The organism is Actinomadura chibensis NBRC 106107 (genome assembly GCF_001552135.1).
Taxonomy (GTDB): Bacteria; Actinomycetota; Actinomycetes; order Streptosporangiales; family Streptosporangiaceae; genus Spirillospora; species Spirillospora chibensis.
Genome location: NZ_BCQP01000048.1, coordinates 78,834 through 92,176, shown reverse-complemented (window position 1 = coordinate 92,176; position 13,343 = coordinate 78,834). Strand labels below are relative to the sequence as shown.

General features: G+C 71.6%; 11 protein-coding genes and 1 riboswitch. Of the genes, 4 read left to right on the top strand and 7 right to left on the bottom strand.

Features of this window, described 5'->3' with window-relative positions:
* Nucleotides 1–66: 66 nt before the first annotated feature.
* The 3 genes from ACH01S_RS27235 to ACH01S_RS27225 all read right to left on the bottom strand — a co-directional run bounded on the left by ACH01S_RS27235 (nucleotide 67) and on the right by ACH01S_RS27225 (nucleotide 2,810).
* A complete protein-coding gene (locus tag ACH01S_RS27235; RefSeq protein WP_067897473.1) occupies nucleotides 67–852 on the bottom strand; it encodes a sporulation protein in 786 nt (261 codons plus the stop codon).
* 158 nt (nucleotides 853–1,010) lie between these two features.
* Nucleotides 1,011–1,334 carry a DMT family transporter gene (locus ACH01S_RS27230; protein WP_067897470.1) on the bottom strand — a complete coding sequence of 108 codons (324 nt, stop codon included), beginning with the start codon at nucleotides 1,332–1,334 and terminating at the stop codon, nucleotides 1,011–1,013.
* A 31-nt stretch (nucleotides 1,335–1,365) separates the two neighbouring features.
* Nucleotides 1,366–1,429: riboswitch (guanidine-III (ykkC-III) riboswitch) on the bottom strand.
* Between the two features lie 43 nt (nucleotides 1,430–1,472).
* Nucleotides 1,473–2,810, bottom strand: coding sequence for a UDP-glucose dehydrogenase family protein (locus ACH01S_RS27225; protein ID WP_067897467.1), 1,338 nt, complete (start codon nucleotides 2,808–2,810; stop codon nucleotides 1,473–1,475).
* Between the two features lie 241 nt (nucleotides 2,811–3,051).
* Between ACH01S_RS27225 and ACH01S_RS27220 the strand changes: the two genes are divergently transcribed.
* Both ACH01S_RS27220 and ACH01S_RS43860 read left to right on the top strand, forming a co-directional pair.
* On the top strand, nucleotides 3,052–4,887 hold the full coding sequence (locus tag ACH01S_RS27220; protein WP_067897465.1) for an acyl-CoA dehydrogenase: 1,836 nt from the start codon (nucleotides 3,052–3,054) through the stop codon (nucleotides 4,885–4,887).
* Nucleotides 4,888–5,038: 151 nt separating this feature from the next.
* Nucleotides 5,039–6,736, top strand: a complete 1,698-nt coding sequence (locus ACH01S_RS43860; RefSeq protein WP_148344145.1) for an OmpA family protein — start codon at nucleotides 5,039–5,041, stop codon at nucleotides 6,734–6,736.
* 39 nt (nucleotides 6,737–6,775) lie between these two features.
* Here ACH01S_RS43860 and ACH01S_RS27210 read toward each other — a convergent pair whose 3' ends face one another.
* From ACH01S_RS27210 to ACH01S_RS27195, 4 genes are all read right to left on the bottom strand, one after another.
* Complete coding sequence (locus tag ACH01S_RS27210) at nucleotides 6,776–8,164, bottom strand: dihydrolipoamide acetyltransferase family protein (protein ID WP_067897573.1); 1,389 nt, start codon at nucleotides 8,162–8,164, stop codon at nucleotides 6,776–6,778.
* Nucleotides 8,165–8,169: 5 nt separating this feature from the next.
* Nucleotides 8,170–9,147: an alpha-ketoacid dehydrogenase subunit beta gene (locus tag ACH01S_RS27205; RefSeq protein ID WP_067897459.1), complete on the bottom strand. Its 978-nt coding sequence runs from the start codon at nucleotides 9,145–9,147 to the stop codon at nucleotides 8,170–8,172.
* A gap of 74 nt (nucleotides 9,148–9,221) precedes the next feature.
* Entirely contained in the window at nucleotides 9,222–10,352 is a 1,131-nt protein-coding gene (gene pdhA, locus ACH01S_RS27200; RefSeq protein WP_067897456.1) for a pyruvate dehydrogenase (acetyl-transferring) E1 component subunit alpha, read from the bottom strand.
* 290 nt (nucleotides 10,353–10,642) lie between these two features.
* On the bottom strand, nucleotides 10,643–12,262 hold the full coding sequence (locus ACH01S_RS27195; RefSeq protein ID WP_067897453.1) for a hypothetical protein: 1,620 nt from the start codon (nucleotides 12,260–12,262) through the stop codon (nucleotides 10,643–10,645).
* Nucleotides 12,263–12,391: 129 nt separating this feature from the next.
* Here ACH01S_RS27195 and purS point away from each other — a divergent pair, with 129 nt between their 5' ends.
* Together purS and ACH01S_RS27185 are read left to right on the top strand one after the other, a co-directional pair.
* On the top strand, nucleotides 12,392–12,634 hold the full coding sequence (gene purS / locus ACH01S_RS27190; protein ID WP_067897450.1) for a phosphoribosylformylglycinamidine synthase subunit PurS: 243 nt from the start codon (nucleotides 12,392–12,394) through the stop codon (nucleotides 12,632–12,634).
* A 244-nt stretch (nucleotides 12,635–12,878) separates the two neighbouring features.
* Complete coding sequence (locus ACH01S_RS27185; RefSeq protein WP_246236480.1) at nucleotides 12,879–13,322, top strand: ATP-binding protein; 444 nt, start codon at nucleotides 12,879–12,881, stop codon at nucleotides 13,320–13,322.
* Nucleotides 13,323–13,343: the final 21 nt, after the last annotated feature.

Here is a 13,343-nt window from a genome sequence, read left to right as displayed (position 1 = left end):
TACACCGACACCCTTTCTACGCGGCGATCCCCTCCGCGATCAAGCTCGCGGAGGGGATCCCGGGGGCTAGAAGAAGCCCCGGCGGCGCCCGGCGTCCTGGAGGAGGCCGTCGAGCTGCCGTTCCCAGTCGGTGTGGTCGACGGTGGCGTAGTCGACCGTGAAGCGGCTGAACGCGTCGTGCCCCTCGGTGAACACGCCGCCGCGCTTGTCGAGCTCCAGCACGACCTCCATCGACTGCGGGTAGGACACGAACGTCACTTCGAGCTGCTTGATGCCGCGCGCGTACTGGCCCGGCGGGTAGAACTCGATCTCCTGGTAGAAGGGCAGCTCCTGGTGGACGCCCCAGATCCGCCCCTTCTCGCAGTCGGCGTTGCGGAACTGGAACCCGAGGTTGGAGAACGCCGCGAGGATGCGCTCCTGCGCGGGCAGCGGGTGGACGGCGATCGGGTCGAGGTCGCCCGGGTCGAGCGCCCCCGCGACCTCCAGCTCCGTGGCGAGCCCCACCGTGGTGCCGTGCAGGGGGTGCCCGTACATGTGCGTGAGCGGCGCCTCCCACGGGATGGGGAACTGGAACGGGATGCTGTGGCGGGCCCCCTCCTGGAGGCTGAATCCGCCGGCGACGGGCATCTTCGAGTACTCCAGGTTGGACGTGTACTCGTTGTCGCCCGACTCGACCTCGACCTTGGTCCGGAGGGCGAGGTTGACCGCCTTGATGTCGGAGTTGAACTGCCCGCCGATGATGGTGATCTCACCGGTGACCACACGTCCGGGGGCGGTGTTGGGGTCGTGCAGGGTCGTTTCGATCGACGGGCCGCCGATGCCCATCGCCTGGCGCAGCTTCTTGAAGACCAAGGTCCGTCCCTCCCGTATACGAGCGCCCCCAGATGCCTGGTTGGGGGCGCTCTCGTCCCATAGACGCTGTTAGGGGAGAGTACGTTCCGGAGTACCCGCGTGACCTGCGAATGGCCACGTCCGGTGACGGCCGCGGGAGCGGGTTTCGGCGCCGGTCCTCAGTGCCCGCCGCCCGCGAGGTTCAGGCCGACGACGCCGAGCACGATGAGCGCCAGCGCCGCGATCTTCAGCGCGGACACCTGGTCGCCCATGGCGAGCATGCCGAGCGCCGCCGTCCCGACCGCGCCGATCCCGACCCACACGGCGTAGGCGGTGCCGACGTCGAGGTTCTTCAGGGCCAGGCTGAGCAGGCCGAAGCTGGTCACGGCGAAGACGGCGAAGCCGGCGGACGGCAGCGGCTGGGTGAAGCCCTTGCTGCCCTTCAGGCACAGGGCCATCGCGACCTCGAAGAGGCCGGCGGCGATGACGAGGATCCAGGCCATCGTGTACTCCCGGAAGGCGAGACGGTCAGGTCACGCGCCGTCTTCGCCTGCCGGGTACGTCGCACCTCGTCCGGGAGGACGCCCTGGTCCTCGGGGGTCCTCGTCTTGTCCAACGGCCCTGCGCCGTGGGGTGTTCCGTCAGGAGCGGCCGAGGGCGCGGTACTCCCAGCCCGCCCGGCGCCACTGCGCGGCGTCGAGGGCGTGGCGGCCGTCCACGATCCGTTTGTGCTTGACGACCTCCGCCAGCGCCTCCGGGCGCACCTCGCGGAAATCCGACCACTCGGTCAGCAGGACGACGACGTCGGCGTCGCGCGCCACGTCGAACGCGCTGTCGCCGTAGCGCAGTTCGGGCGCGGCGCGGCGCGCGTTGTCCAGCGCGGCCGGGTCGTGGACGCGGACGTCGCCGCCGAGGCCGTGCATGGTGCGCGCGACGTCCAGCGCGGGCGCGTCGCGGATGTCGTCGGAGTTCGGCTTGAACGCGGCGCCCCACACCGCGATCCGGCGGCCCGCGAGGTCGCCGCCGAGCACCTCGCGGACGAGGTCGACGGTGCGGGCGCGGCGGCGCCGGTTGATGTCGTCCACCTGGCGCAGGAACGACACGGCCTGGCCGACGCCGATCTCCTCGGCGCGGTGCGCGAACGCGCGGATGTCCTTCGGGAGGCAGCCGCCGCCGAAGCCGAGGCCCGGTTTCAGGAACTTGCCGCCGATGCGGTCGTCCAGGGCGAGGGAGTCGGCGAGGTCCTTGACGTCCGCGCCGACCGCCTCGCAGACCTCCGCCATCGCGTTGATGTAGGAGATCTTGGTGGCGAGGAAGGAGTTGGCGGCGACCTTGACCAGCTCCGCCGTGGCGAGGTCGGTCCTGATCACCGGGGTGCCGAGGTCGAGGACGGGCTTGAACGCGGCCCGCAGCCGCTCGTCCGCCCAGTCGGAGGCGACGCCGAACACGAGCCGGTCCGGACGCATCGTGTCGTCGACGGCGAAGCCCTCGCGCAGGAACTCGGGGTTCCAGGCCAGCTCGACGTCCGTGCCCGCGGGAGCGAGGTCGTGCAGGACGCCGGTGAGCCGCTGCGCCGTCCCGACCGGGACGGTCGACTTGCCGACGACGAGCGCGCGGCGGCGCAGGTGCGGGGCGAGGGAGCCGATGGCCGCCTCGACGTAGGACAGGTCGGCGGCGTCCGATCCGGGGAGCTGCGGTGTGCCCACGCACACGAAATGGACGTCGCCGAACTCACCGACCTCCTCGTAGGAGGTGGTGAATCGCAGCCTGCCCGAGTCGAGCGCCTTGGTGAGCAGCTCGGGCAGACCGGGTTCGAAGAAGGGCACCTCGCCGGACGCCAGCCTGGCGATCCTCTGCCGGTCGACGTCCACGCCGAGGACCTCGAAGCCCAGCACCGCCATGCAGATGGCGTGTGTGGCGCCGAGGTAGCCGGTCCCGATGACGGTCAGTCGCGGGACCTCGGCCGTCCTCTGATCCATGCGCACCTCCCTTTCGCGTCGCGGGGTGTCGCGGGGTGAATGGCACGTCCGATCTTCCCACCGGAAGGGTGCCAACCCGCGCCGGGTGCGGTGCTGGCGACGGTGCGTGAACAGTGTGTGAACTAAGCGGTAACTCGACCCGGGGGTGCCGCCATTGGTTACCAGCGGGTAGCATGTGGGTGAGTTACCGACCAGTACGAAGCGGGACCGCCGGTCGCCGCAAGACCGAACGGAGTCTCGAATGGGGCACTACAAGAGCAACCTCCGAGACCTTGAGTTCAACCTCTTCGAGGTGTTCCGGCGCCAGGACCTCCTGGGCAAGGGCCCCTACGAGGAGGTCGACGAGGACACCGCGCGCAGCGTCCTCGACGAGGTGAACCGGCTGGCCGAGGGCCCCATCGCCGAGTCCTTCGAGGACGCCGACCGCCACCCCCCGGAATACGACCCCGCCACCGGCGCCGTGACGATGCCGGAGGGCTTCAAGAGGTCGTTCAAGGCGTGGATGGACGCCGAGTGGTACCGGCTCGACCTCGCCCCCGAGTTCGGCGGCAGCCGCGCCCCGCGCTCGCTGACCTGGGCCGTCGCCGAGCAGATCCTCGGCGCGAACCCGGCGGTGTACATGTTCGCGTCCGGTCCCGGCTTCGCGCAGATCCTGTGGCGCATCGGGACGCCGGAGCAGAAGCGGTTCGCCGAGCTGGCCCTTGAGCGGAAGTGGGGCGCCACGATGGTGCTCACCGAGCCGGACGCGGGCTCCGACGTCGGCGCGGGACGGGCCAGGGCCGTCCAGCAGCCGGATGGAACGTGGCACATCGAGGGCGTCAAGCGGTTCATCACCTCGGCCGAGCACGACATGGCGGAGAACATCTTCCACCTGGTGCTGGCCCGTCCCGAGGGCGCAGGCCCGGGGACGAAGGGGCTGTCGATGTTCCTCGTCCCGAAGTACCTGGTCGACCTGGACACCGGCGAGCTGGGCGAGCGCAACGGCGTCCACGTGACGAACGTCGAGAAGAAGATGGGGCTCAAGGTCTCCACGACCTGCGAGCTGACCTTCGGCGAGAAGCAGCCCGCCGTCGGGTACCTGGTCGGGGACGTCCACCAGGGCATCAAGCAGATGTTCCTCGTCATCGAGTACGCGCGGATGATGGTGGGCGCCAAGGCGATCGCGACCCTGTCCACCGGCTACCTGAACGCGCTGGAGTACGCGAAGGAGCGCGTGCAGGGCGCGGACATGACGCAGATGACCGACAAGACCGCGCCGCGCGTCACGATCACGCACCACCCGGACGTCCGGCGCAGCCTCATGACGCAGAAGGCGTACGCGGAGGGGATGCGGGCGCTCCTGCTGCTCGCCGCGTCCTACCAGGACGCCGTGCAGGTCGCCGAGTTCGAGGGCCGCCGGGACGAGACCGCCGAGAAGGTCAACGACCTGCTGCTGCCGATCGTCAAGGGGTTCGGCTCGGAACGGGCGTACGCGCTGCTCGGCGCCGAGTCGCTGCAGACCCTCGGCGGGTCCGGCTTCCTGCAGGACTACCCGATCGAGCAGTACATCCGCGACTCCAAGATCGACACCCTGTACGAGGGGACGACGGCCATCCAGGGCCAGGACCTGTTCTTCCGCAAGATCCTCAGGGACAACGGGGAGGCGCTGAAGGTGCTCTCCGGGGAGATCAGGGCGTTCGCCGACTCCGACGCCGGGAACGGGCGGCTGAAGAACGAGCGGGCCCTGCTCGGCCGGGCGCTGGACGACGTGCAGGGCATCATCGACCCGATGGTCGGCTGGGCGCTCGGCTCGATGGAGGACCCGAGGGAGCTGTACCGGATCGGGCTCAACTCGTCCCGGCTCCTGCTCGCGCTCGGCGACCTGATCGTCGGCTGGCTGCTCTGCCGCCAGGCCGAGATCGCGCTGGAGCGGCTCGGCGGCGGCGACGTCTCGGGCGCCGACAAGGCGTTCTACACGGGCAAGGTCGCGGCGGCGCAGTTCTTCTGCCAGACCGTCCTGCCGCGCCTGGCCTCCGAGCGGGCCGTCACCGAGGGCACCACGCTGGACGTCATGGACCTGCCCGAGGAGTCCTTCTAGCGTGCTCGCGGCGGGGCCGCCGCCGGACCCGGCGGCGGCCCCGGGCGGGAGCGCGGCGGGCGCGCCCGGCCGCGATGGCGGGGGCCGCCGCATGTGGCTACTGTGGGCGCGTCCCCTCCCCGCTCGCCCTCCTCCCCCGACCGGAACACCGATGCGACGCGTGCTGCCCCTCGCCGTCTTCCTCAGCGGACTCCTGCTGCTCGGCGGTTGCGCCGACGCCGACCGGGCGGTGTCGAGCGACCCGCCGACCGCCGGGCCGAACGGCTCGCCCGTCCCGCGCACCGGGCCCGGCTACGCGAAGGAGGGCTGGTTCGGGACGGCGGACGGCCTGCACGCCCGCTTCGAGGTCAGGGCCGTCGAGCGGCAGGGCACGAAGACGGTGCTGCGGTACGGCGTCACGTCCCTGGACTCGGCGGTCAAGTCGGTCTCGTTCGCCGTCCAGCTCCTCGACCCGGTCGGACGCAAGCTCTACCGGCCGACCGGCTCGACCAGCGGCGACAACTTCACGCCGGGGACCGCGCGGGAGATGGCGGCCGAATTTCCGCCCTTGCCGCCGGACACGCAGAAGGTCACCGTGCTCACGCCGGGGACGGCCGGGGAGTTCACCGGCATCCCCGTGACCACCGCCACCGCGCCCGGGTCGCCGGGGCTGCCGTCCGGGGGGCTGCCGTCCGGGCCGGGCGTGCCGACGACCGGAACCGGGGTGCCCACGTGGCCCGGGCCGCCGAGCGGGTTCACGCCGCCGTCCGGGGCGCCGGACGGCGGGACGGCGCCGTCCGGGCCGTCGCTGCGGGCCGAGCCGTTCGAGGGGGCGTTCGCCGGGGCGCCGTCCCCGGTGACCTCGTCGCCCTCGTCGCCCTCGTCCTCTTCGTCGCCCTCGTCCGGGGGGACGCCGTCTCCTGGCGCCGGGACGTCGCCGCCCGCGACCGGCGCCAACCCCGCCGACCTCTACGACATCACCGAGAGCCAGACCAGGGACGTCACCGCCAGCGGCTCGCAGGTCACGTTCGCGCTGCACACCGACGCGCTCTTCGAAGGAGACAAGGCCAAGCTCACCGCCGGGGCGAAGGCCGTCCTGGACGAGACCGCGCGGCAGATCAAGGCGAAGGGCGCGCGGACGCTCACGTTCGAGGGGCACACGGACGGCACGGGCGACGACGCGAAGAACCTGAAGCTGTCCAAGGACCGGGCGGAGGCCGTCATGAAGGAGCTGAAGTCGCGGCTCGGCGGCGGCCTCACCTACACCGCGCGGGGGATGGGGGAGGCGCAGCCGGTCGCGCGGGAGGGCGGCGCGGACGACGCCGCGGCCCGCGCCCGCAACCGCCGCGTCGAGATCTCCTTCCCGGTCGGCGCGGCCCTGCCGGGCGGCTCGTCGTCGTCCAGCCCTGCGGCCGGTGCCCCGGCGGCCTTCCACGCGCAGGACGGGAAGACCGTCGCGAGCCGCTCCGCCCAGTTCGGCTCGGCGAAGCGCCGCATCGACGTCAAGCCCTTCTACCGCGACGGCCCCTACGTCGTCGCCGTGTTCGACATCGTGAACGAGGGCCCCGGCACCACCCCGCCGGACGCGTCCTACCCGAACAAGGACTACCCCGGAGGCGCGTTCACCGCGTTCTCCATCCAGGTCCAGGGCGGGAAGGAGACGTACCGGGGCGTGCGCGTCGGCGCGGAGACGGGCGCGTCGGAGGGCGGCGTCGGCGCGTACGTCGACCCGGGGCGGGCCGTGTTCCGGACGGCGGTCAACCAGCCCGTCCGCGGTTTCGTCTACCTGCCCGCGCCGCCGGGGAACGCCACGTCCGTCGTCTTCAACGCGGGGCCCTTCGGAAACTTCGACAAGGTCCCGGTGTCGTAGCCCGCGGGGCCGGTGACCGGCCCCGCGGGTCGGGTTCCGTCAGGACCAGGCGAGCATCCGGATCGGGTCCTCCAGCATCGCGCCGACGTCGCGGAGCACCTTCGAGCCCAGCTCGCCGTCCACGATGCGGTGGTCGAACGACAGCGACAGCGTCGTGACCTTGCGGATCGCGAGCTCGCCCTCGTGGACCCACGGCATGTCCCTGATCTGGCCGAACGCCAGGATCGCCGACTCGCCCGGCGTGAGGATCGGGGTGCCGGAGTCGACGCCGAACACGCCCACGTTGGTGATCGTGATCGTGCCGTCGGAGAGGTCGGCGGGCGTCGCCTTGCCCGCGCGGGCCTTCTCCGTCAGCTCGGCCAGCGCCCGGGCGAGGCCGGGGAGGTCGAGGTCCTGCGCGTCCTTCACCTTCGGGACGATCAGCCCCCGCTCCGTGGCGGCCGCGATCCCGAGGTTCACGTAGCGCTTGACGACGATCTCCGCGCCGTCCGGGCCGTCCGCCCAGGACGAGTTGACCATCGGGTTGCGCGCCACGGCGGTGAGCAGGGCCCGCGCCACCAGCAGCAGCGGGGACACCTTCACGTCCGCGAACTCCGGCAGCTCGCGCAGCCGCTTCACGGTCTCCATCGTCCGGGTCACGTCGACCTGGAGGAACTCGGTGACGTGCGGCGCGGTGAACGCCGACGCGGACATCGCCGCCGCCGTCGCCTTCCGCACGCCCTTCACCGGCACCCGCTCCTCGCGCGGCCCCGCCTGGACGGCGGGCGCGGCGGGCGCGGACAGCGCGGCCTGGACGTCCTCGCGCGTGATCGAGCCCTGCGGGCCCGACCCCTTGATCGTGGCGAGGTCGACGCCGAGGTCCTTCGCCATCTTCCGGACGGGCGGCTTCGCCAGCGGCAGTCCGTTGTCCACAGGCTGTGGACGAGGCGCGGGCGGCTTCACCGCGGGCGGCTTCACGACCGGGGCCGCGGGGGCGGGGGCGGGGGCCGCCGGGGCGGTTCCGTTGGACGCCTTGCGCGGGCGCCGCTTGGTCGCCGCCTCCTTCACCCCGTAGCCGACGAGCACGGGCTGCCGCTTGGGCGGCTGCTCCGGCGACACCATCCCCGGCTCGTCCGGGGTCGGGACGCCCTCCTCCGCGCGGCGCGCGGGCTCGGCGGGCCGTGCGGGCTCGGGTGCCGCGCCGCCCTCCGCGTCCACCGAGATGATCGGGGCGCCGACGTCCACCGTCTGGCCCTCGGCGACGTGCAGCTCGGTCACCACGCCCTCGAACGGGCAGGGCAGCTCCACGATCGCCTTCGCCGTCTCGATCTCGACGATCGTCTGGTTGATCTCCACCGTGTCGCCCGCCTGGACGTGCCACTTGACGATCTCGGCCTCCGTCAGGCCCTCGCCCACGTCCGGCAGGTTGAAGACTTTCGGCTGGCTCACCGGCGTCACCACGCGAAGGTCCGGTCGACCGCGTCGAGGATGCGGTCGAGGTCGGGCAGGTACTGGTCCTCGATGCGGGACGGCGGGTACGGCGTGGAGAACCCGCCGACGCGCAGCACCGGCGACTCCAGCCGGTAGAAGCACCGCTCGGTGATCCGCGCGGCCAGCTCGGCGCCGAACCCGTTGTAGACCGGGGCCTCGTGGACGACGACGCAGCGCCCCGTCCGGTTGACGGACTCGACCACGGTGCCGATGTCGAGGGGGTTGAGCGAGCGCAGGTCGATGACCTCCAGGGAGCGTCCCTCGTCGGCGGCAGCGGCGGCCGCCTCAAGGCACGTCTTCACCGACGGCCCGTACGCGAGCAGCGTCACGTGCTCGCCCGGCCGGACGACGGTGGCGCTGTGCAGCGGCGTCCAGTCCGTCGAGTCGACGTCGACCTCGGCCTTCTCCCAGTACCGGCGCTTCGGCTCGAAGAAGACCACCGGGTCCGGCGACGCGATGGCCTGCTGGATCATCGAGTAGGCGTCCACCGGGTTCGAGCACGCGACGACGCGCAGCCCGGCGGTGTGCGTGAAGTACGCCTCCGGCGACTCCGAGTGGTGCTCCACCGCGCCGATCCCGCCGCCGCACGGGATGCGGACGACCACCGGCAGCGACACCTTGCCGAGCGACCGCATGTGCATCTTCGCGAGCTGGGTGATGATCTGGTCGGCGGCCGGGAACACGAACCCGTCGAACTGGATCTCCACGACCGGGCGGTAGCCGCGCAGCGCGAGCCCGATCGCCGTCCCGACGATGCCGGACTCGGCGAGCGGGGTGTCGATGACCCGTTCTTCGCCGAAGTCCTTCTGCAGGCCGTCCGTGATGCGGAAGACGCCGCCGAGCTTCCCGACGTCCTCGCCCATCACGAGGACCTTCGGGTCGTTCTCCATGGCCTTGCGAAGGCCCTCGTTCATCGCCTTCCCAAGGGTCAAGGTCGTCATCTCGCCCTGCCTTTTCTGGGGGACGACCCCCAGGCCCCCGAGGTGGAGTCCCGAAGATCCTCGCTTCGCTCCGGTCATCGGGCCTCCTCTTCGAACGACGCCAGATAGGCGGCGAACTGCTCCTGCTCCTCGGTCATCAGGGGGTGCGGTTCGGCGTAGACGTGCTCGAACGCCGACAACGGCTTCGGGTCGGGCATGGCGAGGCAGCCCTCGCGCAGCTCGCGGGCCGTCTGCTTGGCCTCGTCCTCGATCTTCTGGAAGAACGCCGCGTCCGCGAGGTCGTTGCGCACCAGGTACGCCTTGACGCGCTCGATCGGGTCCTTGAGCTTCCACGCCTCTTCCTCGGCCTTGAGCCGGTAGCGCGTGGGGTCGTCCGTGGTGGTGTGGGCGCCCATCCGGTAGGTGAACGCTTCGATGAGCGTGGGGCCCTGGCCCGTCCGGGCGTTCTCCAGTGCCTTGCGGGTGACGGCGAGGCAGGCGAACACGTCGTTTCCGTCCACGCGGAGGCCGGGGAACCCGTAGCCCTGCGCGCGGCGGTAGAGCGGGATGCGCGACTGCCGTTCGAGGGGCTCGGAGATCGCCCACTGGTTGTTCTGGCAGAAGAACACGATCGGCGCGTTGAACACGGACGCGAACACGAACGACTCGTTGACGTCGCCCTGCGAGGTCGCTCCGTCCCCGAAGTAGGCGATCGTCGCGGCGGCGGACGGGGTGCCGAGCACGCCGTCCCGCTGGACGCCCATCGCGTAGCCGGTGGCGTGCAGGGTCTGGCTGCCGATCACGACGGTGTAGAGGTGGAAGTTGTGGTCGGCCGGGTCCCATCCGCCGTGGGTGACGCCCCGGAACATGCTGAGGAGCTTCAGCTGGTCGACGCCGCGGCACCACGCGACGCCGTGCTCCCGGTAGGTCGGGAAGACCATGTCGTTCTCGGACAGGGCCCGTCCGGACCCGATCTGCGCCGCCTCCTGTCCCAGCAGGGACGCCCAGAGCCCCAGCTCTCCCTGCCGGGTGAGCGCCACGGATTCAAGGTCCAGCCGGCGGACGATCACCAGGTCGCGGTACAGGTCGCGGACTTCCTCGGCGCTGAGGTCCAGGGGGTAGTCGGGATGCTCGACGCGCTCGCCCTCGGGGGTGAGCAACTGGACGAGCTCGGGCTCGGCGAGCTCGGGGGTGTCTGGCGCGCCGCGCACGGAGTCGATCGTCATCGATGACACTCCTCGTTCGGGGCCGGCACACGGGATCGCCGCGCATCGGCCGATGTCCACGGCTTAGGGCCCCGGTAAGGGACAAAAGCCGCTAATGCCATCGTGGCAGACATCACACCCTGCGATGCAAGTCCCACCTGTGACCGTCCCTACCCCGGCCGGACGCCGTTGACGCGGACGTGACGCATGCCACCCGAGGGCAAAACCGCGCCGTTCGTCTCGCAAGCCTGGACCACCTGACTTGTCCCGGTCTTAGGCGCGCCTTGCGTCGGTGCGGAGAGTCGTCCGGGTCATTCGCGCGAGAGCGCTCGGGTGGCTCCGGCGGCGACGGTCAGGCCGAGGACGAGACCGGCGGCGACGATGAAGTTCGCGATCCACTGGTAGACGCCCTTCGGCGCGAACTCGACCTCCTGGCCCAGGCTGCCGATCGGCAGGAGCAGGTCGAGCGTGTAGAAGAACGCGTTGAAGTGCGGGTGGTGGCCGTCGTCGAGGACGTCCGGCTTGTGGACGGAGAACACGATCGTGCCGAACGCGAGCAGCCCGATCAGCCAGCTCGCCGCCCGGAACGGACGGTAGCCGTAGCCGACCAGGACGTCCTGGAACCAACCGACGATCTTGCGGGTGGGGCCCTGCGTGCGGCGCCGGTCGCGGGCCTTGGCGAGCAGCACCGAGCGCCCGTCCGCGTCCAGGCCGAGCGAGCGGTAGGTCTGGGCGAGCCGCTCGTACGGCTGCGGCGCGTAGCCGTCGCTGTCGCGGCGCAGCCAGGCCAGCCGCTCGCGGGCGGTGAGCGGCGGGTCGAGCGTCTCGTACTGGAGGCCGTCGAGCTGGAGCCGCTGCGGCCAGGACGCGGCGTCGTCCCGCAGCAGGTTGATGCGGGCGTAGGAGAGGTCGGCGGTGCCCTGGATCGGCTCGGAGGTGCGCAGCAGCAGCTCCTCGGCCTGGAGGCGCTGCAGGCTGAGGGCCGTCCCCTCGTCGTGCTGGAGGCGGGCGCCGCGCAGGCTGAGCTGGCCGGTGATCCGCGCGCCGGAGAAGCTGACGGCGCCGACGGCGCTGAACCCGTCCGAGCAGTAGACGTCGGTCTCGACGGCGAGGTCGTCGGCGTTCAGCGCCGTCCGCCCCTGCGCGGACAGCTTCGCCCCGACGAACGACAGGTACCCGCCGACCCGCGCGCCGCGCAGCCGCACCTCGCCGTCCGCCGTGAAACCGCCGTCGCAGAACACGTTGGCCGCGACGTCCAGGCGGCTCGCGTACAGCGCCGGGCCGGACGCGTTGTGCAGCCGCGCGCCGCGCAGGATGAGCTGGCCGCCGATCCGGGCGCCCGGCACCCGCACCTCGCCCTGGGCGGAGAAGCCCTGGTCGCAATACACGTTCGCCTCGACGGTGAGGCGGTCGGCGAGCAGCGCGTCCCCGCTCGGGTTGTGGAGCTGGACGCCCGACATGTTCAGGATGCCGGTGATGTTCGCGCCGTCCAGCCACAGCCCGCCCGAGATGCGGCTGCCCTCCAGCCACAGGTGGCCGTCCACCCGGGTGCCGGACGCGATCAGCCCCGGCAGCCGGCACCGCATCAGGTGGACGCTGCTCATGTTCGCCCAGTACAGGTGCGGCGCCTCGTCGAAGGAGCAGCCGGTGAGCGCCAGCGGGACGCTCACGTCCGCGTGCCCGAGGTTCAGCGACCCGACGATCCGCGCGCCGACCAGCCGGACGGCGGCGACCTGCCCCGGCTCCGAGTCGACCGCGCCGACGAGCAGCGCGACGAGCACCTCGGCCCTGATCACCCGGTCGCGTCCCCAGGACTCCGCCCGCCCGACGTCGTCGAACGTCTTGTCGCCGGACGACAGGTCGACGGATTCGCCCTTCGGGAACGCCTCCCAGAGGCGGCGCTCCGACGGGGTCAGGTCCTCGATGTTCATCGGGCGGCTCCGGGGGGTGCGGTGGAGGGGTTCGGCGGGAGCGGGTGGGTCCGTGTCCGGCCATGGTGCCGTACGCTTCAGGATCGTAAGCAGTCGTACCGAAAAGCGCAGATCAGTGAGGGGGCGGCCGTGGCGCGTGTCGTCGTCGACGTCATGCTCAAGCCGGAGATCCTCGATCCGCAGGGTCAGGCGATCGCCCGGAAGCTGCCGCAGATGGGATTCGACGGCGTCGTCGCCGTCCGGCAGGGCAAGCGGTTCGAGGTGGAACTGGAGGGCGAGGCCGACGAGGCCGCCCTGGAGCGCGTCCGCAAGATCGCGGAGACGCTGCTCGCCAACCCCGTCATCGAGAACTACGAGGTCCGGGTCCTCTAGCGGGCCCGGCCCGGGTCGTCGGCGGCCGGGTGGTGGAATGCCGTTCGGTCGCCGGGCGGCGTTGGCGCGTTCCAAGCGGCACCCGGCCGCCGTCCCGGCCGCCGAGACCTCCGTACGCGACCCGCGAGTCTAACGATTACGGAAGATTGCTCCGGGGAAGTGTTAGCTGCGTCGAGTCGTCGAGCACGCTCCGGGACCGGGGGAACGGTCGTTCCGGGGCATGACACGAGGTGTCCGGGTGGAAATGAGGTTCTCGCTCGCGCTGCCGTGCGAGGCGCTGAGCATCCCGGTGATCCGGCGGGTGGTGGGGGACGCGCTCCGCGGGCTCGGCGTCACCGCCGACTGCGTCGACGACGTGCTCGTCGCCGTCTCCGAGGCGTGTACGAACGTCGTCCAGCACGCCCGCGTCACGGGCGACTACGAGGTCACCGGACAGGTCGACGACGGCGTCTGCACACTCAAGATCATGGACTGGGGACGCGGCGGCCCGCGGCCCGCCCCGCGCGATCCCGACCCGTTGAGCGAGTCCGGTCGCGGCATTAAGATCATGCGGGCGCTGGTGGACGACCTGGACATCGACTCGGCGCCCGACCGGGGCACCGTCGTCCACCTGCGGAAGCGGCTGACCTGGCGCGACGGGGCGCTGGTCCGGCGCCTCGACCGCAGCCTCATGCACAGCGCCGGGTAGATTGGTACGCGCGCGGGGGGA

Excerpts from the sequence above, each read along its gene's own strand:
- ACH01S_RS27230 (WP_067897470.1), bottom strand. The coding sequence starts at position 1,334 with ATGGCCTGGATCCTCGTCATCGCCGCCGGCCTCTTCGAGGTCGCGATG.
- ACH01S_RS27225 (WP_067897467.1), bottom strand. The coding sequence starts at position 2,810 with ATGGATCAGAGGACGGCCGAGGTCCCGCGACTGACCGTCATCGGGACC.
- ACH01S_RS27220 (WP_067897465.1), top strand. The coding sequence starts at position 3,052 with ATGGGGCACTACAAGAGCAACCTCCGAGACCTTGAGTTCAACCTCTTC.
- ACH01S_RS43860 (WP_148344145.1), top strand. The coding sequence starts at position 5,039 with ATGCGACGCGTGCTGCCCCTCGCCGTCTTCCTCAGCGGACTCCTGCTG.
- ACH01S_RS27205 (WP_067897459.1), bottom strand. The coding sequence starts at position 9,147 with ATGACGACCTTGACCCTTGGGAAGGCGATGAACGAGGGCCTTCGCAAG.
- pdhA (WP_067897456.1), bottom strand. The coding sequence starts at position 10,352 with ATGACGATCGACTCCGTGCGCGGCGCGCCAGACACCCCCGAGCTCGCC.
- ACH01S_RS27195 (WP_067897453.1), bottom strand. The coding sequence starts at position 12,262 with ATGAACATCGAGGACCTGACCCCGTCGGAGCGCCGCCTCTGGGAGGCG.
- ACH01S_RS27185 (WP_246236480.1), top strand. The coding sequence starts at position 12,879 with ATGAGGTTCTCGCTCGCGCTGCCGTGCGAGGCGCTGAGCATCCCGGTG.